The 20,930-nt window shown below is 41.2% G+C and carries 19 protein-coding genes and 2 pseudogenes; 7 read left to right on the top strand and 14 right to left on the bottom strand.

Translation table 11 applies throughout. From position 1 onward, the window contains the following. Window positions 1-80: 80 nt before the first annotated feature. Entirely contained in the window at window positions 81-281 is a 201-nt protein-coding gene (locus tag K1J10_RS06260) for a hypothetical protein (RefSeq protein ID WP_048717618.1), read from the bottom strand. A gap of 17 nt (window positions 282-298) precedes the next feature. Next, entirely contained in the window at window positions 299-1,300 is a 1,002-nt protein-coding gene (locus K1J10_RS06255; protein WP_223356254.1) for a uroporphyrinogen decarboxylase family protein, read from the bottom strand. Window positions 1,301-1,619: 319 nt separating this feature from the next. Between K1J10_RS06255 and K1J10_RS06250 the strand changes: the two genes are divergently transcribed. Next, window positions 1,620-2,441, top strand: a complete 822-nt coding sequence (locus K1J10_RS06250) for a Cof-type HAD-IIB family hydrolase (RefSeq protein ID WP_223356253.1) — start codon at window positions 1,620-1,622, stop codon at window positions 2,439-2,441. A 28-nt stretch (window positions 2,442-2,469) separates the two neighbouring features. On the opposite strand, the pseudogene K1J10_RS06245 reads toward K1J10_RS06250, so the two are convergent. The 7 genes and pseudogenes from K1J10_RS06245 to K1J10_RS06215 all read right to left on the bottom strand — a co-directional run bounded on the left by K1J10_RS06245 (window position 2,470) and on the right by K1J10_RS06215 (window position 11,271). Further along, window positions 2,470-3,522, bottom strand: a pseudogene (locus K1J10_RS06245) (LLM class flavin-dependent oxidoreductase). Between the two features lie 111 nt (window positions 3,523-3,633). Next, window positions 3,634-5,442, bottom strand: a complete 1,809-nt coding sequence (gene glmS, locus K1J10_RS06240; protein WP_223356252.1) for a glutamine--fructose-6-phosphate transaminase (isomerizing) — start codon at window positions 5,440-5,442, stop codon at window positions 3,634-3,636. A 327-nt stretch (window positions 5,443-5,769) separates the two neighbouring features. Next, window positions 5,770-6,648, bottom strand: coding sequence for an ABC transporter permease (locus K1J10_RS06235; protein ID WP_223356251.1), 879 nt, complete (start codon window positions 6,646-6,648; stop codon window positions 5,770-5,772). Continuing rightward, window positions 6,641-7,569, bottom strand: a pseudogene (locus tag K1J10_RS06230) (ABC transporter ATP-binding protein). The gene K1J10_RS06235 and the pseudogene K1J10_RS06230 overlap by 8 nt, the downstream one beginning before the upstream one ends. Window positions 7,570-7,907: 338 nt before the next feature. Continuing rightward, window positions 7,908-8,834 carry a helix-turn-helix domain-containing protein gene (locus K1J10_RS06225; RefSeq protein ID WP_223356250.1) on the bottom strand — a complete coding sequence of 309 codons (927 nt, stop codon included), beginning with the start codon at window positions 8,832-8,834 and terminating at the stop codon, window positions 7,908-7,910. Window positions 8,835-9,046: 212 nt separating this feature from the next. After that, entirely contained in the window at window positions 9,047-10,432 is a 1,386-nt protein-coding gene (locus K1J10_RS06220) for a glycoside hydrolase family 1 protein (protein WP_223356249.1), read from the bottom strand. 146 nt (window positions 10,433-10,578) lie between these two features. After that, window positions 10,579-11,271 (bottom strand): gamma-glutamyl-gamma-aminobutyrate hydrolase family protein, encoded by a 693-nt coding sequence (locus tag K1J10_RS06215; RefSeq protein WP_223356247.1) that lies wholly within the window; start codon window positions 11,269-11,271, stop codon window positions 10,579-10,581. Window positions 11,272-11,438: 167 nt separating this feature from the next. Between K1J10_RS06215 and K1J10_RS06210 the strand changes: the two genes are divergently transcribed. Together K1J10_RS06210 and K1J10_RS06205 are read left to right on the top strand one after the other, a co-directional pair. Continuing rightward, the gene (locus tag K1J10_RS06210) at window positions 11,439-11,627 is read left to right on the top strand and encodes a class IIb bacteriocin, lactobin A/cerein 7B family (protein WP_048690331.1); all 189 of its coding nucleotides are present in this window, start codon (window positions 11,439-11,441) and stop codon (window positions 11,625-11,627) included. A 214-nt stretch (window positions 11,628-11,841) separates the two neighbouring features. Beyond that, on the top strand, window positions 11,842-12,000 hold the full coding sequence (locus tag K1J10_RS06205) for a class IIb bacteriocin, lactobin A/cerein 7B family (RefSeq protein ID WP_048690328.1): 159 nt from the start codon (window positions 11,842-11,844) through the stop codon (window positions 11,998-12,000). 44 nt (window positions 12,001-12,044) lie between these two features. On the opposite strand, the gene leuS is transcribed toward K1J10_RS06205, so the two are convergent. From leuS to K1J10_RS06180, 5 genes are all read right to left on the bottom strand, one after another. Beyond that, on the bottom strand, window positions 12,045-14,546 hold the full coding sequence (gene leuS, locus K1J10_RS06200; RefSeq protein WP_223356239.1) for a leucine--tRNA ligase: 2,502 nt from the start codon (window positions 14,544-14,546) through the stop codon (window positions 12,045-12,047). A 284-nt stretch (window positions 14,547-14,830) separates the two neighbouring features. Beyond that, window positions 14,831-16,813 (bottom strand): peptide ABC transporter substrate-binding protein, encoded by a 1,983-nt coding sequence (locus K1J10_RS06195; protein WP_223356237.1) that lies wholly within the window; start codon window positions 16,811-16,813, stop codon window positions 14,831-14,833. A gap of 187 nt (window positions 16,814-17,000) precedes the next feature. Then, window positions 17,001-17,675 (bottom strand): CPBP family intramembrane glutamic endopeptidase, encoded by a 675-nt coding sequence (locus K1J10_RS06190; RefSeq protein WP_223356236.1) that lies wholly within the window; start codon window positions 17,673-17,675, stop codon window positions 17,001-17,003. Between the two features lie 18 nt (window positions 17,676-17,693). Next, window positions 17,694-17,915, bottom strand: a complete 222-nt coding sequence (locus K1J10_RS06185; protein ID WP_223356235.1) for a hypothetical protein — start codon at window positions 17,913-17,915, stop codon at window positions 17,694-17,696. Window positions 17,916-17,976: 61 nt separating this feature from the next. Beyond that, window positions 17,977-18,117 carry a bacteriocin gene (locus K1J10_RS06180; RefSeq protein WP_223356234.1) on the bottom strand — a complete coding sequence of 47 codons (141 nt, stop codon included), beginning with the start codon at window positions 18,115-18,117 and terminating at the stop codon, window positions 17,977-17,979. A 288-nt stretch (window positions 18,118-18,405) separates the two neighbouring features. Here K1J10_RS06180 and K1J10_RS06175 point away from each other — a divergent pair, with 288 nt between their 5' ends. The 4 genes from K1J10_RS06175 to K1J10_RS06160 all read left to right on the top strand — a co-directional run bounded on the left by K1J10_RS06175 (window position 18,406) and on the right by K1J10_RS06160 (window position 20,861). Next, window positions 18,406-19,329 (top strand): helix-turn-helix domain-containing protein, encoded by a 924-nt coding sequence (locus K1J10_RS06175; protein WP_223356233.1) that lies wholly within the window; start codon window positions 18,406-18,408, stop codon window positions 19,327-19,329. Between the two features lie 230 nt (window positions 19,330-19,559). Beyond that, window positions 19,560-19,790, top strand: coding sequence for a hypothetical protein (locus K1J10_RS06170; RefSeq protein WP_223356232.1), 231 nt, complete (start codon window positions 19,560-19,562; stop codon window positions 19,788-19,790). Further along, window positions 19,787-20,620: an ABC transporter ATP-binding protein gene (locus tag K1J10_RS06165; RefSeq protein ID WP_223356231.1), complete on the top strand. Its 834-nt coding sequence runs from the start codon at window positions 19,787-19,789 to the stop codon at window positions 20,618-20,620. Before K1J10_RS06170 ends, K1J10_RS06165 begins: the two co-directional genes overlap by 4 nt. Next, window positions 20,613-20,861 carry a hypothetical protein gene (locus K1J10_RS06160; protein WP_223356229.1) on the top strand — a complete coding sequence of 83 codons (249 nt, stop codon included), beginning with the start codon at window positions 20,613-20,615 and terminating at the stop codon, window positions 20,859-20,861. The genes K1J10_RS06165 and K1J10_RS06160 overlap by 8 nt, the downstream gene beginning before the upstream one ends. Window positions 20,862-20,930 lie beyond the last annotated feature (69 nt).

The raw sequence follows: 20,930 nt of genomic DNA, 5'->3' as shown, positions 1-20,930 counted from the left end.
CTTTTCTTGCTAGTTATCTTAACACTTGGACTTTTATTTGACTAATATATATTTTTTATCAAGCCCTTCATCTTTTTTTATCACTGATCTTCTAGGAGCAGGACGCCCGCTAGATCAGACGGGCGAATGAGGGAGAGACTATGGGCTGGAATTTTCTCCAGTCTTTCCACATCCGGATCCTTTTTGCTTTCCTCTTGACTGCTAGCGGCAGCAACTTTTGCGAGTCCTAGGACTAGGAATAAAGCTACCAGCATCAAACACCAAATATTAATTTTTTTCATCTCCCTCTCCTTTCTTCTTACAATACAGCTGCTTGACGTACCCAATCTAAGCGTTCCAATTGGAAATCATCTGGCACGGTACAGTCTGCTCCAAGGATCAAACCGCGACTTCCAGCTTCTGCCACCAAGCGACGAGTTTCTTGCTCGATAGTTGCTCGTTCCCCTTGGTAAAGCAAGCCTTTCTTACCATTGACAAAGCCACCCAAGACGGCGCGATTGCCAAAGAGCTTGCGCCCTTCTGCTAAGCTGAGCCCTTCATGATGGGTCGCCCAGTTAATAACCTGAGCTGGGTAATCCTTGAAGAGTTCCACTTCATTGCTAGCTCCTTCAAAGCCACAGATATGAAGGATATTGATGCCACCCGCTTCATTGGCCGCTTCTAGGACAGCGATGCTGCTAGGCTCAATGATCTTGCGGTATTCTTCATCTGTCACGCGCTCATCTTGGATCTGCTGAGTTGAGAAGTAAATCCCTTCCACTCCTGCTTCTTGGATCAAGCGGCGACTAAGAATAGCGATATCTCCTGCAATGACATCAAGGACATGGACCAAGGTTTCTGGATCTTCCTTGATAAAGTCCGCAATCACTTGGTCTCCACGGGATTGATCCGTCCGAAACCAGCGTTTCAAATAAGAAATGGGCGAGAAGATGTTGTAGAAAGAAGCAATCTCTTCATGGAAATGAGAACGAATTTCCTTGACCACTTCAATTTGTTTTTCAATCCAAGGATGATGCTCCCCGATAGGCTGAATATCCTTCAATTCTTGGATCAATGTGACCTCTCTCGAATAAAGAGCACTCGGATAGCGGAAGAAACCATCGCTCATGATCTTGACAAAATCAGGTGAAATTTCTTCAACATAGTGTTGGTGTCCTTTGATACTTTTTTCAAGTACAGCCGGATTATCGAGACCCAATTCTTTTTCTTCTTGGGTCACATAATGGAGCCAAAATCCTACAGGGATTCGCTCTACTGCTTCGCCTCGAATGGCACGAAGAACCAATTCTTTTTTACTCATACCGTGAAACCTCCTCAATCTCTTCTCCAAAAGGAAGACTGATTGCTGCCCTTCTGAAATTTGTAACCATGATATCACCTCGAAAAGTAGCTGACTAATATATTTTCCCTATCAAGGCCTTAAAATTTCTTTATTGAGGCAGGTATCAAAAAAAGCGCAAGCCCTTGAAAATAAAGCCTTGCGCGCATTCTAATCTATTATTTTATTTTTGAAGAAAGGGACCTACTTTGAAAATTACTTGACCCCGTTATAAGAAACAACTATACCCCTCCTTTTCATTCTCCTAAAATATGGTATACTAAAGAAAAAGGAGGTGCCTATGTCTTCCATTCGTTTAATTGTCAGTGATATTGACGGAACTATTCTGGATCCGCAGCATCAGGTCGATTCCGCCCTTATCAAACTCATTCCCCAGCTCCAAGAAAAAAAGATTCCTTTTATCTTGGCATCGGCTCGTTCTCCTATCGGGATTGCTCCTATCGCAAGAAGATTGGGCGTCCATCAGGAACCGATCGCTTGCTACAATGGAGCTCTCATCGTCAAGGGAGAAGAGGTTCTATTTGAACACAGCCTGAACAAAGATGAGATTCGCACCTTCCTCCATCGTGTGGAAGAACTAGATCCCAGCATTTCGATTAATTGTTATAGTGGGTCAGACTGGTTTAACTCCAGAGAGGATCAGTGGACCCAAGTTGAGGCTTCGATTACTGGTGAGACGCCACAGATTCAGCCACTTTCTCAGACCCTCTCTGACGATGCTCTCCATCTACACAAATTGCTCTTGATCGGCGAGACTCAAAACATTCAAGAACTCTATCAAAAGCTGGATCCACAAGAATTTCCGCAGACTGCCTTTTACCTTTCAAAGGAAAACTACCTAGAAGTCACCGCCAAGTCCGTCTCAAAAAGAGATGCTGTCCTTGAACTGGCTGCTTATTACCAGGTCCCTTTGGAACAGGTCATGACCATCGGAGACCACTTCAACGACCTCCCCATGATTCGTCTGGCTGGACTTGGAGTTGCCATGGGAAATGCTCCTGAAGCTGTCCGGAAGGAAGCTCAAGTTGTCACTACCAGCAACCAAGAACACGGTGTAGCACAAGCTATCCAAGAGTATGTCTTACCACCATCAAACAAATAGCCCATGGAGCTCCTGCTTTCATGGGTTTTTATAACCCTTCTTTCATGGCAAAGTAAGCACGCACTTTTGGTGCGACTTGCGTTCCAAAAAGTTCAATAGCTCGAAGAACTTGATCATGTGGCATAGAACCAAGTGGTAGGTGCAACATAAAGCGGTCCAATCCTAAATCCTCAATCATACGGATCAACTTTTCTGCTACCTGGTCCGGATTTCCCACAAACATAGCGCCATTTGACCCCACTTGCTCAAGATATTGCTCATAACGCAATTCCTGCCAGTGCGGACGGTCTTTCGAAATCGCATCTACCACTTGCTTGGTCGGATGGAAATAATCTTTCACTGCCTGCTCGCCATCTTCAGTAATCCACCCCCAAGAATGGGCTCCCACTTTCAAGTCTTTGTCAGCATGACCCGCTTCGCTTCCAATCTCACGATAAGCTTGAATCAACTTTTTAAAATAGCGAGGATTGCCACCGATAATCGCATAGACAATCGGCAAACCAGCACGGGCAATCTTGATGGTTGATTCGACGTTCCCTCCCGTCGCTACCCACAAGGGCAATTTTTACTGAACTGGACGTGGATAGACTTCTTTTCCAGCAATGCTTTGGGTCAATTCTCCACGCCAGTTCACTTTGGTGCTTTCATTTGCCAACTGGAGCAGGTCCAACTTTTCATCAAAGAGAGCTTCATAGTCTTTCAAGTCATAACCAAACAGTGGGAAGGACTCGGTGAATGAGCCACGCCCAGCCATAATCTCTGCACGTCCATTTGAAAGGGCATCAATGGTCGCATATTGTTGGAACAAACGGATGGGATCCATACTCGAGAGGATGCTGACAGCACTGGTCAAACGAATCTTCTTGGTATTCACCGCACCAGCTGCAAGAACAATCTCTGGCGCCGATACCGCAAAGTCCTCCCGATGATGCTCCCCAATTCCGTACACATCCAAACCAACCTTGTCAGCCACCTCAATTTCTGCTACCAACTGACGGATTCGTTCATCATGATTGTATACTTGTCCAGTCCCATTTAAGGCTGTTGTTTCACCAAATGTTGAAATTCCTAATTCTACCATACTGATTTCCTCGTTTCATTATTAGTTATTTTGGAATTTTATCACTAATTAGTTATAATCGCAACGAATTTGCTTATTAAAAAAAGTCTAGATGAACTAGACTTTCTTAGATTATTCTACTGTTACGGATTTAGCAAGGTTCCGTGGCTTGTCTACATCGAGTCCACGGTGGAGGGTTGCAAAGTAAGCGATCAATTGGGTTGGTACCACCATTGAGATTGGTGAGAGGTAAGGGTGGACCGTTGTAAGAACAATATCATCGGTATCTTTGGCAACATTTTCCTCAGCGATAGTAAGGACCTTAGCTCCACGCGCTGCCACTTCTTGGATATTTCCGCGAGTGTGGTTGGCAAGAATTGGGTCAGACAAGAGGGCCAAAACAGGTGTTCCATCCTCAATCAAGGCAATGGTTCCGTGCTTGAGCTCTCCAGCCGCAAAACCTTCACATTGGATGTAAGAAATCTCTTTGAGCTTGAGACTGGCTTCCATGGCTACATAGTAATCTTGACCACGTCCGATGTAAAAGGCGTTGCGTGTTGTTTCAAGAAGATCACGAACCTTATTTTCAATCAGTTCTTTCTCTGAAAGGGTTGATTCGATAGACTGAGCTACGATAGACAATTCATGAACCAAGTCAAAAGCCTTGGCTTTTTCATTGCCATTTGCTTCACCGACTGCTTTTGCAAGGAAAGCAAGGGCTGCGATTTGGGCTGTATAAGCCTTAGTTGATGCTACGGCAATTTCAGGACCTGCATGAAGCAACATAGTATGGTTAGCTTCACGTGACAGAGTTGATCCTGGCACATTTGTCACTGTCAAGCTTGGAATCCCCATTTCATTTGCCTTAACCAAAACCTGACGGCTATCAGCTGTTTCACCAGATTGGCTGATAAAGATGAAGAGTGGTTTCTTGCTAAGTAGTGGCATACCATATCCCCACTCAGAGGAGATGCCCAGTTCAACTGGTGTATCAGTCAATTCTTCCAACATCTTCTTAGAAGCAAATCCTGCGTGGTAAGATGTTCCAGCTGCAAGGATGTAGATGCGGTCAGCGTCTTGAACAGCCTTGATGATGGCTGGGTCTACCACTACTTGACCAGCCTCATCTGTGTAGGCTTGAATGAGCTTACGCATCACCGTTGGTTGCTCATCAATTTCTTTGAGCATGTAGTAAGGGTAAGTTCCCTTACCGATATCTGACAAGTCAAGTTCAGCAGTGTAGCTAGCACGCTCACGGCTGTTGCCATCGTAGTCTTGCACTTCAACGCTATCAGCTTTCACAATTACCAACTCTTGGTCATGGATCTCCATATATTGGTTGGTTTCACGAATCATGGCCATAGCATCTGAGCAGACCATGTTATAGCCTTCTCCAAGACCAATCAAAAGTGGTGATTTGTTCTTGGCCACGTAGATGACATCTGGATTTTCAGAGTCAATCAAGGCAAAGGCATAAGATCCACGGATGATGTGAAGGGCTTTTTTGAAAGCTTCAAGTACTGACAAGCCCTCTTCTTCCGCAAATTTTCCAATCAAGTGCACTGCGATTTCAGTATCCGTTTGTCCCTTGAAGTGGTGTCCCGCAAGGTATTCTTCCTTGATTTCAAGGTAGTTTTCAATCACCCCATTGTGGACCAAGACAAAGCGTCCTGTCTCAGAGCGATGTGGGTGAGCATTGTCTTCTGTTGGTTTTCCGTGAGTGGCCCAACGAGTATGTCCAATCCCAGTTGTCCCCTCAACACCAGCTGTCTTGGCAGACAATTCTGCAATACGACCAACCGCCTTCACCAAATGGCTTTCAGCGCCACCTAGGACAAAAATCCCCGCAGAATCATAACCACGGTATTCGAGCTTTTCAAGCCCTTGAATCAAAATATCCGTTGCATTTGTATTTCCAACAACACCAACAATTCCACACATAGTTTTTACGACACAGACAAGCTGTGCTTTCTCCTTCTATAAAAATGAAAGAAAATAGGTATCCATACTTGAGTTCCCTTATTTTCTTAGCCAATTTATAAAATTGGTCTAGTCTGATTCGATAGAAAAATCATCAGCGGAGTCAGTATACAATGCTTTTTTCTGTTTGTCAACCTTTAAAATCCCAGAAATTGGTCTAGTTAAGGAAGGCATAAGAAAAAACCTATCAACATCTTGGTTGATAGGTTAGGATGATTGGCTTATTTTAAGATCGTCATTGATTCCAACTTATCTAAATTCCTATCCAATAATTGTATAAGCTTCACTTCATTTTTTTACCTTCTTAATCATAAAATGAACTCCTAGCAAAACAACTATCATAATAGAAATATAGGCAAACATGAACTGATTCGATAAATGTTCACCACTAGGATTCTGCAAGATTACACCATAAGACTCTTTGTAGTTCGTAATTACTGTAGACGGTGCATGATCGAAGACTTTACTAATTGCATCTTTCATTAAAATTTGTTTTAGTAGTGCATTCACCTGTGTCAAAGGGAACCAGGTCATGACCTGTTGCAAGCTTTCTCCTACAGAACCAATAGAAAGATAAACACCTGAAATGAATCCAATAAAGGTTCCAACAATTGTACTCAAAGTTGTAAATGCTGAACTGGTTCGAATAAAAGCTAAAATTGGAAGAATAATTGTTGCAGCTAGTACAGTTCCCATTGAGACAATTCCCAAAATAGATAAGTAGTCCGTCGTTGAAAAGTCAAGAAGAGAACTGAATCCATTGAAAATACCAATTGCAAAGATACAAGAGAACATGGTCATAATAATCCCAAATAAAATCGCAAAGATCGCATACGATAGTTCAATTTTAAAGTTAGAAACTGGGCTGACTTTAAAATCCTCGCTCAACTTCTTTTCTCTATCCGAAACCATTACTCCAAATGCACCAAGAGTACTGGTCATTGAGATAATGGTCGTTAAACCTGAGATTAGCCAATAATTGACCATCTGAATGGTATCCGTAGAGGCGGTATCACTATTCAAAGCCTCCTTGATGGCATCAATCTGAATTTGTCCTAAAAAGACTTGATAAACCAAGATTAAGATGATGACTGATAAGAAGGACATAGCGAAAGCTAATCGATCTCGTGTATAGACTTTCCGATTTCTAGAAATTAATTCAAGCATTCCCTTCTCCTCCTTTAGATTTTAGTAAGTTCAAATAAGCTGCTTCTAAATTTGAATATTCTACATTAAATGTTTCAATAATTGATTTTCCTTGATTTTCTGCAATAATTTCCATCATCTCTTCAACTGAAACATTCTTAAATACAACTTTTTCCTCAGAAAGAACTTGACACTTATTTACAAATTTAGATACAGATAACGATTTTACTGATTGACCAGGTTTTAAAGTGACATTCAAGTTAGTGGTTGAATGCTTTTCAATAAAATTAGCAATATCTCCTGAATAATACAGGTTCCCTTCAATTAAGACATTTAAGATATCACAAGCAGCCATCTCTTCTAAATAATGTGTAATAAGAACGACTGTCATATTATCTTTCTTATTCAACTGATTAATTGCATCCCATAAATCATGACGAGATTGTGGATCTAAACCAGTTGTTGGCTCATCTAGCAACAGCAAAGACGGTTGTGGCAATAAAGCTCTGGCAATATCTACTTTCCGTTTTTGGCCCCCTGATAAACTGCCATATTTTTTCTTTTTAAGAGTGGCAACATCCAAATAGGATTGCAAATCTGTAATACGCTTTTGTACTTGTGATTTTGATAATCCATACAAGGCTCCTCGAGAAATCAAGTTTTCCTCTACCGTTAAGTTATCATCTAAACGATTACTTTGAAATACAATACCGATATGTCGATAAAAATCTTTAGTTGATATTTTTTTCCATTTACGTCCCAAGAAATTTCTCCTGAACTTGGCTTAAAATTTTTAATTAATAAATTAAAAAGCGTTGTTTTTCCAGCTCCATTTGGTCCAAGGAGTCCATAAAATTTACCTTCCTCAAGAACTAAATCAATTCCTTTCAAAGCCTCAAAGGAACCATAGCTTTTCTTTACATTGTGTAATCTAATTTCCATTTTCTGACACCAAGATCCTTTTTTCTTTCCTTGTAATCTCAGTATACCTATTTTCTATCCTCTAACGTGAGGACATTCATGTCCTGTCTAATCATCAATTTCACCAAAAAAAGCTGGGACAAAAGTCCTAGCCTCTCAATTGTCTTTGGATTATCGAGCAAGACGCAGTGGTTGAGTGGGCTCTACTACGCTGATTTTATCAGCTTTTACAGCCCTACTCAACTGTGCGGAGGTGGAACGACGAAATCGAATTCTAACGAATTACCGATTTCTGTCCCACTCTCTCAATGTTCATTTTATATTTTTCAAGAACAACAGACGAAAGGATAAATACTTCTCTATACCTCAGTGTATGTTAGACCCTTTTTCTCAAGGTCCTCTTTCCATTCTTCTTGCATGTTTCTCTTCACTAAATTCTCAGATAATAAGTCTGCCATCAAGCATACTTTTTGATAATCATTTTTTGCTTTTTCTAGATCATCTTCTATAAATAAAGCAACTTTCCAATTTAAAGCATAAACAAAAATATTATCCTGAAAATCATGTCTCTTTGTCATAATATCATTTAAGGCTTTAACAATGTCAGGCAACATCTCATATATCCCATAATGGGCTAACACGCCTGCAGCTGAGATGAGCGTATTTTGTAGCATTTCCAACTCTGATAAGGGGAAATAATCTATCGCAAGTATAATCTTCTCCACTAAGTGTATAAATTCTTCTTGATCAAAGACTCCCAAAGCCAAAGAGAGCAAGCGTAATTTAATTATTTCCACATCGTTGAGACTTAACTCTTTTTTCTTCATGGCTTGCCCCAGATACTCATCTAATAAACCTTGATCAAAAGAAGGATTTTTGGATCCAATCATATCAACCGTAGCTTGGGCGACCTGGACAGACAGTTTTTCTTCCTCTGGTAGATTATCAAAATAGTTTTCGTAAATATCCTCAATAATTTCTTCATGCCGATGAAGACGATCTTGATCTCCATAATGGTATAAAGTTCGTAGTTGATATTTCAGGTTCAGATATTCTGCAGGCAATTCCAAACTAGTTTGATTTGTCAAAGCATCCAAAGAAACACCTAGTTGTTCAGCAATATACTTCGCTGTTGCAATCGTTGGCAAAGACTGACCCTTTTCAATTCGCTGGAGTTGGCGCGTCGTTAATAGGTCCTCAATACCACAGATTGCTTGTCTACTTAATCCCTTACTTTCACGTAGAGTTTGTACTTTTTGTCCTAGTTCTGTTTTAAAATCCATCATACAAGCTTCCTTTTCTTCTGATTTCATTATAGCACATATTGAAGTTGAAGGTTTTTTAACCTTTTCCAGCACTAAATGAAAAATCGGAAATGAAGAATGCCGTCAGAAACATCTGCATCTGATGGAGTTCCACACTTCCGAAAATAAAACTAGTCAGTCATTTACTGAAATGAACGGGCCTATCGTACTTAGATAACAGAATCCTCAAAAACTTACTCTTCAAATCCATTCTGCTGGCTCAATTCACGGAACCAATGACCGGATTTTTTCAGGCGTCTTTCTTGAGTGGCTAGGTCTAATTCGACAAGGCCGTAGCGGTTTTTATAGCCATTGAGCCAAGACCAGCAGTCGATAAAGGTCCACATAAGGTAGCCCTTACAGTTGGCCCCATCTTGGATAGCTCGGTGCAATTCACGCAGGTGGTCTTTGACGAAGTCAATCCGGTAGTCATCTTGGATTTCCCCGTTTTGGCGGAATTTTTCTTCCCCTTCAACTCCCATTCCATTCTCTGTTAGGAGCCACTCGATGTTGCCGTAATTTTCCTTGATATTTTGAGCAATATCATACAAGCCCTGCTCATAGATTTCCCAGCCTCTATGTGGATTGATCTTTCTTCCTGGCATGACATAGGGTTCGTAGAATTGTTCAACCAGCATAGGAGACTCTGGGTTTGGCGCATAACGAGGCGCAGAGACCCGCATTGGCTGGTAATAGTTGACCCCTAAGAAGTCAACTGTATGTTCTTTGATCAGCTCTAAGTCACTTGGATCCACTTCTGGCAAAAGAGCACGCTCCCGCAAAATCTCTACCAACTCTGGTGGGTAAGTCCCTAGCACAGACGGATCGAGAAAAGACTTGGCTTGGAAGAGTTCAGCGATCCGTGCCGCCTTGACATCTGCTGGATGCTGACTCCGAGGATAGGCTGGCGTCAAGTTCAAGACCACTCCGATTCGATAGTTTGGATCCACCTCATGACAGACCTGAACAGCAAGGCTACTTGCCAACTGAGTATGGTAGGCAACTTTGACCGCTGCAGCCGCATCTACCTTATGTGGGTAATGGGCATCATAAAAGTAACCAAACTCTACAGGAACAATGGGTTCATTAAAAGTGATCCACTGATCGACCAAGTCCCCATAGGTTTCAAAGCAGAAACGAGCATAGTCGCGATAGGCGTAGACCGTCTCCTTATTTTCCCAGCCATCTCCTTCTTCTTGCAAGGCAAAAGGAAGGTCAAAGTGATAAAGATTGACCATCAAATGAATGCCTTTGGACTTGATGCGTTCAAATACTTGGCGGTAAAAAGCCACTCCTACTGGATTGACTTCTCCACGTCCTTTAGGGAAAATCCGAGACCATTGGATAGAAGTCCGAAAAGCAGTATGCCCGGTCTCGACTAGAAGCTCAATGTCTTCTTCCCAATTTTCATAAAAGGTAGAAGTTAAACCGGGTCCTTCTTGGAAGCGAAAGCGATGAGGCTCTACCTGGTACCAGTAGTCCCAAAGGTTGTCCCCCTTGCCATCTCCGGCAAAGCGCCCTTCTGTCTGAGGACCAGATGTCGAAGTCCCCCATAAAAAATCTTGTGGAAAGTTGATCATGTGTTTATCCTCTCTCATTGTCTTCCTCTCTATTATACTCCCTTTCAGCTCTCTTCCTAGTGACTATTTTCAGTCATTTTTACGCAGATTATAGAAAAAACACGCTAGCTATCAGAAGACCCGATTTCTAACGTGTTTTGTTTTCATTATAGTTGATTAACGACATAGTCAAAGAGAGCCTTGTCTCCTTCACTTATCTGATAACGCAGTTCTGGATGCCACTGAACCCCGAGAAAGGCTGTCCCGTGGGATGATTGCACCGCTTCGATGATCTGATCTTCAGGGCTAACAGCAATCACTTCTAGATGAGGAGCTAGATCCTTGATCGCTTGATGGTGGTAGGAATTGATCTGACCAACTTCTCCGAACAAATCCCGCAAAACAGTCCCTTCAACTGTTTCGATTGAATGACTAGCTTCACTGGCAGGATTTTCTTGCCAGTGGTGGTCGATATCTTGGTAAAGTGTCCCGCCCATGGCTACATTGTAGAGCTGCATGCCTCGGCAAACCGTAAAGATAGGCTTCTTAGCAGCTACTGCTTCCTTGATCAAGGCCAACTCAAAAAGGTCACGCTCAAGCAAGTAATCATCACTGACAATTTCCTTTTCTGCTCCATAAAACTGAGGGGAGACATGCTGACCACCTGTGATGATCAGCTTGTCAATCAAGGAAATATAGTGCTCAGCCGTTGCTGGGTCTCCAATCGGAAGGATCAGAGGGATACCTCCTGCTTCTTGAACCCCCTGAACAAAGCCTGTCGGTGTATAACTGAGGTACATTCCATCCTCTTCTCGGAAAGGGCGCTGGTTTCCCGTAATCCCAATCACTGGTTTCTTCATCGCTCATTCTCCAATCTCTTCATAGCTAATATAGTTCCTTATTTTATCACACTCCAAAGGTGACTTTCAACTTTTTTCATAATTTTGAAAATAATAAGAGATTTTCTAGAATTTTTACGAATAATACAGGTGAAGAAACATTTTTCTTCAAAGAAAGGAGAAAATAGATGAACACAATTTCTATTCATTCTGATGACATCCTATCAGATCATGAACTAGCCTCTATTCAAGGTGGATTTATCCCAGCTGTCATTGCAGGAGTAGCTACATGGAAAATTGCTGCAACTGCTGTCAGTAGTATTGGACTCGTTTTTGCTGCTGGAGCAGGACTAGGGTATCTAGCTAACCGTCCATAGGTAAGAACGATGAAAAAAAGACGCATATTCCATATCATCACGATATCTACTTTACTTTTTTCTAGAATCTTTTTAGTAGTTCTACAAATATTACACGACCTTCACTATCTCACACTCCCATTTGAAACTTATGGAGTGAGTGATTTACTTTCTGGGATTCTTGTTATTTGGATCCTCATCATTGCATATCGGGGAATCAGAAAGGAGAAAAGCAATGAACAATTTACAACTTTTAACAACTGAAGAATTAGAAAACACCAAGGGCGGTGTTGCCCTAGCTGAAATCGTTGCGATTTCAGGAGTTGCAAACTTTTTTGTATCCGTCTTTAATGCGGGATATAAATTCGGAGCTGACTTAGCTCGACGTCATTAAGATAGAAAAACAGTTGAAATAATTTTCAACTGTTTTTTTATTGGTTATTTTACAACAATATTAACTAATTTATTTGGTACACTAATCACCTTCACAATATCTTTGCCGTCGATCTCGGCCTTGACTTTTTCGTCAGCTAGAGCGACTTCTTGCAATTCTTCGCGTGAAAGGTCTTTTGCGACCATGAGTTTAGCACGGACTTTACCTTTGATTTGAACGACGATTTCGATTTCGTCTTCAACCAATTTGCTTTCGTCCCATGTTGGCCAAGCTACGTAAGAGATAGACTCACCTGTTGCTGCCACTGTTTGCCAGAGTTCTTCTGCCAAGTGAGGCGCAAATGGGGCAATCAATTGGATAAAGCCTTTGGCATAATCCACATAGAGTTTGTCTTCCTTGTTGGCCGCGTTGACAAAGACCATGAGCTGGGCAATGGCTGTGTTGAACTTCATCGACTCGATTTGCTCTGTGACAGCTTTAACGGTTTCGTTATAAACCTTGTCAAGAGCACCATTGTTGTCCGCAACGATTTCCTTGGTTGTGATCAAACGGTACACACGATCGAGGAATTTACGGCTTCCTTCCAAGCCTTCTTCAGACCAAGCGATGGAAGCATCAAGTGGCCCCATGAACATTTCATAGACACGAAGGGTATCCGCACCATATTGTTCCACCACATCATCTGGATTAACCACGTTCTTGAGAGATTTAGACATCTTAGCTGGTGCTTGCTCCAACTCTTCCCCTGTTTCCACATGGAAGAAGGAGCCGTCACGTTTTTCAACCTTGTCAGTCGCTACAAGAGCACCACGGTGGTCACGGTAGCTTGTTCCCAAAATCATACCTTGGTTAAAGAGTTTTTGGAATGGTTCTTTGGTTGGAACAACACCGATATCATAGAGGAATTTATGCCAGAAACGAGCGTAAAGTAAGTGGAGAACGGCGTGTTCTGCACCACCCACGTAAATATCTACTGGTAGCCATTGTTTGAGGAGGTCCTCATCAGCCAATTTCTCTGTATTATGTGGATCAATGTAACGAAGGTAGTACCAGCTTGAACCAGCCCATTGTGGCATGGTGTTGGTTTCACGACGACCTTTGACACCATCTTCACGAGTCACTTCCAGCCAGTCGGTCAAGTTAGCCAATGGGCTTTCACCAGTACCTGAAGGGCGGATGTCCTTGGTGACTGGCAGTACAAGTGGCAATTCACTTTCTGGAACAGCTGTTGATGTCCCATCTTCCCAATGAATGATTGGGATTGGTTCACCCCAGTAACGTTGACGGCTAAAGAGCCAGTCGCGGAGACGGTAAGTCACCTTCTCTTGGCCACAGCCTTTTTCTTCCAACCAAGCCACAATTTTGGCAATCGCTTCTTCTTTGTTAAGACCGTTCAAGAAGTCTGAGTTGACGTGAAGGCCATCTTCTGTGTAGGCAGCTTCTGCTACGTTTCCACCTTCCAAGACTTCTACGATTGGTAGGCCGAATTGTTTAGCAAATTCCCAGTCACGCTCATCATGGGCAGGTACGGCCATAACAGCACCTGTACCGTAGCTAGCAAGAACATAGTCGGCAATCCAGATTGGGATTTCTTTGCCATTGACAGGGTTGATGGCATAAGCACCAGTCCAAACCCCTGTTTTTTCCTTGGCAAGGTCTGTACGAGCCAAGTCTGATTTAAGGCTAGCTTGGTGTTTGTAGTCAGCCACAGCTTGAGCCTGCTCTGGGCTTGTAATAGCGTCAACCAAGTCATGCTCAGGAGCCAAGACTGTGAAGGTCGCACCAAAAAGGGTATCAGGACGAGTCGTAAAGACGGTGAATTCCTTGTCTGTCCCTTTTACTTTGAAAGTTACGTTAGCACCAGTTGATTTCCCAATCCAGTTACGTTGCATATCCTTGATAGACTCTGGCCAGTCAAGCTCATCCAAGTCAGTCAGCAAGCGTTCCGCATAGGCAGTGATTTTGAGCATCCATTGGCGCATTGGTTTGCGGACAACTGGATAACCACCACGCTCAGAGGTTCCGTCAGGAAGGACTTCTTCGTTGGCGATAGCTGTTCCCAATTCTTCAACCCAGTTTACTGGCACTTCAGCTTCATAAGCCAAACCTTTTTCGTAAAGCTTCGTGAAAATCCATTGCGTCCACTTGTAGTAGTTCGGATCTGTCGTATTGACTTCACGGTCCCAGTCGTAAGAGAATCCAAGCGCATTGATTTGGCGTTTGAAGTTGGCGATGTTTTCCGCTGTGAATTCTGCTGGGTCATTCCCTGTATCCATAGCATATTGCTCAGCAGGCAAACCAAAGGCATCCCAGCCCATTGGGTGAAGGACGTTGTAGCCTTGGGCGCGTTTGAAACGGCTGAGGATATCCGTCGCTGTGTAGCCTTCTGGGTGTCCTACGTGAAGACCCGCTCCAGATGGGTAAGGGAACATGTCGAGTGCGTAAAACTTAGGTTTTGAGGCGTCTGTTCCTGTCTTAAAGGTGTGATGGTCAGCCCAGTATTTTTGCCACTTAGGCTCGATTTCTTTATGATTGTAAAAACTCATGCTGTCTCTCCAATTTTCGTGATGCTCCTATTATACCATTTTTAGGGGATTTTTAAAGGTTCTATCCACCAAAAAGAGGCTGGGACAAAAGTCCTAGCCTCTCAATTGTCTTTGGATTGTTGAGCAAGACGCAGTGGTTGAGTGGGCTCTACTAGGCTGATTTCATCAGCTTTTACAGCCCTACTCAACTTTGCGGAGGTGGGACGACGAAATCGAAGTCTAACGAATGACCGATTTCCGTCCCACTCTCTTCCCTGTTCAGTATACAATCGCTCTTAAAGCTCCTAGTCTTCTACGTGACTTTCTAGTTCTTTTTGAGCTTTCTTATTGGATTCTTCTTTTTCTTTCTTCCAGTTTTCACGCGCTTCATCGTACTCCTTGGTTGTCAAGACTTTGTCTTGCAATTCCAAGTACTTGTAGTTGAAGGTTTGACCCTTGTGTCCTGTCCAAGCAAAGGCAGCTGTGTATGGAACTGTCTTACGCACACCTGGAGAAGCTCCATCTGAATGAATTGGGATCAAGAGGGCACTATCTGTCAACCAAGCCTGAGCTTTAGCATATTTTTTATAGCGGTCATTGACATCTTTTGTTTCATTGTGCGCGTCTTCGATCAATTGATCGTATTCATCAAAACCAGCTTCTTTAGCAGCTGCGTTATTAGTACCAGCATCAAATCCGAAGTAAGAATTTGCATTTTCACCCGTCTTAGAGCTTGTGATGTCCAAGTAAGAAGATGGGTCGGTATAGTCTGGTCCCCAACCTAAGTTGTTATTCAAATCCCAGTCTTGTTGAGAGGCATTTTCAGCAAAGTAGGTCACTCGTTGAAGATCATCCTCAGAAATCATATTCAAGTCGATGACTACATTTTCTGCTCCTAGAGTGGATTCAATCGACTGTTTAAAGGATTGAGCTTGCTTGACTCCTTCTGTATAGGTTGATGAAACAGGGAGGTCCAAATGAATTGGAAATTCTACCCCTTGGGCTTGAAGGGCTTCTTTAGCTTTGGCAAACTCTTCCTTAGCCTTGGTTGGATTGTAAAGGGTATCTTTTCCATCTTCGACGGAGACACCTTTCCATTCATCACTGTATTCTTCTAGGTTTTTCTCTACAGTTTCCCCAAATTCCTTGCCATCGATTTGGACAAAGTTAGGAGGAGTAAAGGTATTCCGAATGACCTTGTCTGCAGATGCTTCCCCGTTGGCTTGCGCTACATAGGACCGGCGATTAAAGGCAAACATAATGGCTTGACGGAAGTCTTTATTTAAGATTGCTTTCTTGGTTGAGCTCTTTTGAACATCCGTAGTTTTAGTCGTAATCTCATAAGCTTGACGATCAATGTTGAAGGACAAGTTATAAGTAGAGGATCCTTGGTCACTGAAGACAATATCATCCTTGTGCTTCTTCTCTACACTCTTATAGTTGGAACCATTTGGGAAGACACGGGCAACGGTAAAGTCTCCGTTATCAAAACCACGGATCAAAGATTCTGAATCTTGTCCATCATAATAGGTCAGTTTCACCTTGGTGATCTTCACATTATCCGCATCCCAATAGGTTGGATTCTTTTCAAGCGTCACAACAGATTTAGATGTGATGGATTTGATCAAATAAGGACCACAATAAAGAATACTAGAAGGGTTCGTGCCTTGACCGTAGTCATCACCCTTAGAATCTAAGAATTCTTTATTGACTGGCATCAAAATGCCCATGGTCGTTTTTGAATTCCAGAAACTTTCTGGTTGGTTCAAGGTGAATTGAACCGTATAGTCATCAATGGCTTTGATACCAACCGTTGAGAAGTCTTTGGTTTTCCCTGAGACATAATCATCCAACCCTTTAATGGATTGTTGGACGAGATAGAGAGCAGAAGACTTCTTGTCCGCTGCGTGCTGAAGCCCCGTCACAAAATCTTGGGCCTTAACTTCTCCGAATTCTTCCCCTTCAGCGGTCACCCATTTAACCCCTTTACGAAGTTTATAGGTATAGGTCAGACCATCTTTTGAAACAGTCCAATCCTTCGCAAGAGATGGGATTAAGTTGCCGTATTTGTCAACTTCTAATAAGCCATCTACAGCATTTCCTGTAAATTCTGAGGTTGACTTCTTGTTAGAGAGTGAATAATCCAAAGTATCCGGATCTTGCGTATAGACATAACTAAAGATCTGGTTGTCCGAACTTGAAGATTTCCCTCCTTGTGAGCAGGCTACCAGTGCGCTTACAGACAAAAGTAGAGCGCCGGTGGCTAAGAGTAGCTTCCCTTTTTTCATATGGATCACCTCTGTAAAAAATTATTGCTATCATAATAAATTATAGCACTTTTTAGAAAAATGTAAACGCTTAACTATATAATATTTCAAAACTTAATGAAAATAATAGTTTTGATTCCATACAAAAAAGCAGTAGAGACTGCTTCTTTGATGATGGATAAAAGCTTCTGCCACTCCTTCCCCTTACTTAAACCCCACTGACCAGGAGGGATACGAGGGTAAGGAAGCTATTCCAAGAGGCATGCTGTAAGATGGACCAGTAAATCGATTTGGTATAACGTAAGACCGCACAAAATAGCAGGCCCGGTACCAAGTAGACGATAAAGCTCGGCAAATCCCAGCCATGCTGCCAGACATGCGAGAGGCTGAACAAGGAGGCCGAAACAAGCATATCTAGCTTATACTTCTGATAAGGTGCCAAAGCCGTCATGACCAAATCACGAAAAACTAGCTCTTCCACAATGGGAGCCAGCAAGCAGGCATAGACATAACGTATCAACACCAAGGCCCAGCCTGACAAACCACTAGATACTTCTGCAAGGGCTATGGAATTCTTAGTCGGTGGAAATACCGCAGCAGAAGAGATATCCCATAAAAAGTGAGCAAGAAAAACAAGCACAAAAACCGCAAAATAAGAAGCTTTAAAAGTAAATTTCCCGTACAAGTCCCAACGACGACTCTTTACCAAGAGTGTAACAGCTAACCCCCCAATCAATCCAATCAACAAGAGGAGCAAGCCATAATAAGAGTCATCCGATAGGTGGCCCACTAAATCCATTGGGAGCCCAACGTTAAAAAGCGCAAAATTGATGCAGAGAATCCCTAGTGTCGCCAGTTGAAACGGTCTGTCTGTCTTTCTCATCGCATTCACCTTTCTATCTTATTTTCTTTTTCGACTAAATGCTGGTCCAATTTGCATTAACCAGCCAAAACTGCCACCTGAAGGCGACATTCCTTGATTTCCCCAACCCGGGTAAATTCCAGGGGTTCCCCAACCACCGCCACCATACGTTAGTTCAGGGCTTCTGATTGGAGTAATCACCCCTCCTACTGTTTGTTCGAGTTCATTTGTCGTCAATTCTGTTTCTGTATGTAATTTCATTTTTTCTCCTATTCTTTCTATCTAGATTTCAAAACACCATTATCAAGAGCTTTACCATTTCTTAAATACGAGCGAGCGGTGGTCGCTTCACAAAGCCAGGACGACCGATCTCAATCTTATCTGGCTGACCTGGAACCACATTTGGGCGAGAACCACCTCCTCCTACAATCTGTGCCAATTCTTTTTGACTACATTCTGTCATTTCATTTCCTCCAATTTGTATTTGTAACGCTACCTCCTTAGTCTATCAAAGATTGGAACATTTTCCTTTTCATTCTTCTATACGGTTGCATTTTTCAGCTATGTGGGAGGGAAGACACTATCAGAATGGCAGAATCCTTAACAAGCACTTCAAAGTCTCTAACTCATAAATATAAGATTCTAAACAGTTAGTTCATTTGGATCCTAGCAAAAATGACACAGAAATCCTTGAAAAAGAGAGCTTATTTTATGATATAATACTGATAAATATTAATTCTAGGAGTAAGGTATGACTATTGAAGATAAAGATGCCGCATTAAAATTGAAAATCGGTAACAATATTCGAGGAGCTCGTCTGAACCAACATATGACTCAAGCAGATGTTTGTGGAGATGAATCTGAATTAACCATTCGTCAACTTGCTCGTATTGAAAACGGCCAAGTATTAGTATCTCTTTCTAAATTAATGTTTTTATCTCAGAGATTAAATTGTCCAATAGAGGACATCATAGATGTAGACAAAATAGAAATACCCAAGCGGTATCTGGAATTAAAAAATAAATTAGTACGAGCTCATAGTTATGGTGACGAAAAACGTATTGGCATTTTAGAAGAAATGTTTGATGAAATATATGAGAATTTTTATGATCATCTACCAGAAGAAGAACAACTACTAGTTGAAGTTTTACAAGTTCAATTAGATGTTTTTAGCAGTCGAGATGTTACGTATGGTTTGACATTGCTAGAGGAATATTTGCATCAAATTTTAAAGAAAAAAAAGTATAGTTATAATGATCTTCTAATAATCAATCTGTATTTCCTATGTTGTGCTATTGGCTTAGAAGATAATACTTATTTTGAAGAATTATCTAAAAAAGTTTTATTATATATTGATTATAGTGATAATGATCGTATCTATATACTTGAAAGAATATTGATAGGAATTTTAGTACAAGTAAAAACAGAGGATTACTTAATTTATACCAAAGTTTTACGCGAGATAACTGAGAGTACAAATAATTTTCAACATAAACCTGCTATATATGCTTTTGAAGCTAAATATTATTTGGAAGTAGAAAAAAATCATCATAAAGCAGAACAGTCCTATAATAAAGCCATTGAGTTTGCTAAGATGCTGAATGACCAGGTTCTAGTGAATAACTTGACCAAAGAGAAAGAACGAGATTTAGGTAGGAATGAATCAACTATATAAGCAAAGAGAAGTTTACGAACTTCTTTTTTTATTTTGTCTACTCGACTTATAAGTAAGCAGACTTGACTCTATCTATAACCCAGCCAATAGCTAACCTGACCTAGATGTCATGTTCTTTTTGTTTTCTTTGAACTACAATAGAAGCATCAAAAGAGAGCACACAAAGAAAGGAAAAATCTGATGACATTTGCTAACACATTAAATCTATTTTGTGATGGGATGATGTATCTATGAATAAAGATTTAACATACGAGATATCTTCTCATTTTATCGAACAAAAAAGGATTACCATCACAAACCAATCAAAAACAAGACGTCTCTGTAAGGTGATGGTCAATCATATACTTTTTAAAATTCTATTATTAGCTCCTAATGAAAAAGAGATATTGGTCTATGAAAAACCGGGAGGCATTGAAATAATTGAAATGACTGATTTAACAGAAAGCGAGGAAAACGAATGACTTCAATGGTTGTTGCAAAAAATATCGTGAAAACATTTGGCAGGAAGAGAGCCTTAAATTCTATTAACTTTGAGATTAGAGAGGGAGAGATTTTCGGATTTCTGGGACCATCCGGATCTGGAAAAACAACAATGATCAATATTCTTACTGGGCAACTACTACCAGACAGTGGAATTACTCAATTGTTAGGAAAAGATTCTCAGGATCTACATCCGACAGATTTAGAAAAAATTGGGATCGTTAGTGACCAAAGTGGATTCTATGAAAAACTATCCTTAGAAAAAAATCTCCTTCTATATGCAAAGCTTTATGGCGTTAATTTGAATAGAGTAGATGAGTTACTTGATAAGGTAGGACTGTTAGCTAGCAAAAAGATACTAGCAGAACAATTATCTACTGGAATGAAACAACGGATGTTACTGGCTCGCGCTTTAATCAATCAACCTAAAATTCTATTTTTGGATGAGCCAACAAGTGGTTTGGACCCAACAACTTCAAAATCGATTCATGAGTTGTTAGTTCAGTTAAAAGAAAGTGGGGCCACAATCTTTCTAACCACTCATGATATGAATGAAGCTACTTTATTATGTGATCATTTGGCCTTGTTAAATAAAGGAAAACTCATTGAACAAGGTAGCCCAGCAGATATCATTCAAAAATATAACACAAATAAACGGATAAAAGTTATTTATAAAAATCGCCAAGAAAGAATCTTTGATTTTTCAGAATTATCGACATTAGCTACAAATGATCTTATTTCTATCCACTCATGTGAGCCAACTTTGGAAGAAATCTTTATAAGATTAACGGGGGAAAAATTAAATGTTTAATCGAATGAAAGCATTGGTATGGTTAAGAAACCAAACTATTATCGCAAATAAAAATTTACTGGTACAAGTGTTGATGCCCTACGGATTACTAGTTCTCTATAAAAATTTCATGAATTTAGGGGAAGACAAAGGCCTTGACTTAATGTTCCTCTGCTTATCCACAGCAATTGCCATGTCTGTCGGCAGTACAGTTTCTACTATCATTGCTGAAGAAAAGGAAAAGAAGAATCTTAAAAGGTAGTGTACAATAAGTTGTGTAAACACAAAAAGGAATAAATCCTGTATAGTAGAGTTGCAACACATTTACTAG

Source organism: Streptococcus australis (genome assembly GCF_019930045.1).
GTDB lineage: Bacteria > Bacillota > Bacilli > Lactobacillales > Streptococcaceae > Streptococcus > Streptococcus australis_D.
Note: the sequence above shows the minus strand (reverse complement) of the source record. Positions and strands in the feature narration are given on the sequence as shown.

Bases quoted from the DNA above. Each gene is read 5' to 3' on its own strand.
- K1J10_RS06260 (WP_048717618.1), bottom strand. From the start codon at position 281: ATGAAAAAAATTAATATTTGGTGTTTGATGCTGGTAGCTTTATTCCTA.
- K1J10_RS06255 (WP_223356254.1), bottom strand. From the start codon at position 1,300: ATGAGTAAAAAAGAATTGGTTCTTCGTGCCATTCGAGGCGAAGCAGTA.
- K1J10_RS06250 (WP_223356253.1), top strand. From the start codon at position 1,620: ATGTCTTCCATTCGTTTAATTGTCAGTGATATTGACGGAACTATTCTG.
- glmS (WP_223356252.1), bottom strand. From the start codon at position 5,442: ATGTGTGGAATTGTTGGTGTTGTTGGAAATACAAATGCAACGGATATT.
- K1J10_RS06235 (WP_223356251.1), bottom strand. From the start codon at position 6,648: ATGCTTGAATTAATTTCTAGAAATCGGAAAGTCTATACACGAGATCGA.
- K1J10_RS06225 (WP_223356250.1), bottom strand. From the start codon at position 8,834: ATGATGGATTTTAAAACAGAACTAGGACAAAAAGTACAAACTCTACGT.
- K1J10_RS06220 (WP_223356249.1), bottom strand. From the start codon at position 10,432: ATGATCAACTTTCCACAAGATTTTTTATGGGGGACTTCGACATCTGGT.
- K1J10_RS06215 (WP_223356247.1), bottom strand. From the start codon at position 11,271: ATGAAGAAACCAGTGATTGGGATTACGGGAAACCAGCGCCCTTTCCGA.
- K1J10_RS06210 (WP_048690331.1), top strand. From the start codon at position 11,439: ATGAACACAATTTCTATTCATTCTGATGACATCCTATCAGATCATGAA.
- K1J10_RS06205 (WP_048690328.1), top strand. From the start codon at position 11,842: ATGAACAATTTACAACTTTTAACAACTGAAGAATTAGAAAACACCAAG.
- leuS (WP_223356239.1), bottom strand. From the start codon at position 14,546: ATGAGTTTTTACAATCATAAAGAAATCGAGCCTAAGTGGCAAAAATAC.
- K1J10_RS06195 (WP_223356237.1), bottom strand. From the start codon at position 16,813: ATGAAAAAAGGGAAGCTACTCTTAGCCACCGGCGCTCTACTTTTGTCT.
- K1J10_RS06190 (WP_223356236.1), bottom strand. From the start codon at position 17,675: ATGAGAAAGACAGACAGACCGTTTCAACTGGCGACACTAGGGATTCTC.
- K1J10_RS06185 (WP_223356235.1), bottom strand. From the start codon at position 17,915: ATGAAATTACATACAGAAACAGAATTGACGACAAATGAACTCGAACAA.
- K1J10_RS06180 (WP_223356234.1), bottom strand. From the start codon at position 18,117: ATGACAGAATGTAGTCAAAAAGAATTGGCACAGATTGTAGGAGGAGGT.
- K1J10_RS06175 (WP_223356233.1), top strand. From the start codon at position 18,406: ATGACTATTGAAGATAAAGATGCCGCATTAAAATTGAAAATCGGTAAC.
- K1J10_RS06170 (WP_223356232.1), top strand. From the start codon at position 19,560: ATGAATAAAGATTTAACATACGAGATATCTTCTCATTTTATCGAACAA.
- K1J10_RS06165 (WP_223356231.1), top strand. From the start codon at position 19,787: ATGACTTCAATGGTTGTTGCAAAAAATATCGTGAAAACATTTGGCAGG.
- K1J10_RS06160 (WP_223356229.1), top strand. From the start codon at position 20,613: ATGTTTAATCGAATGAAAGCATTGGTATGGTTAAGAAACCAAACTATT.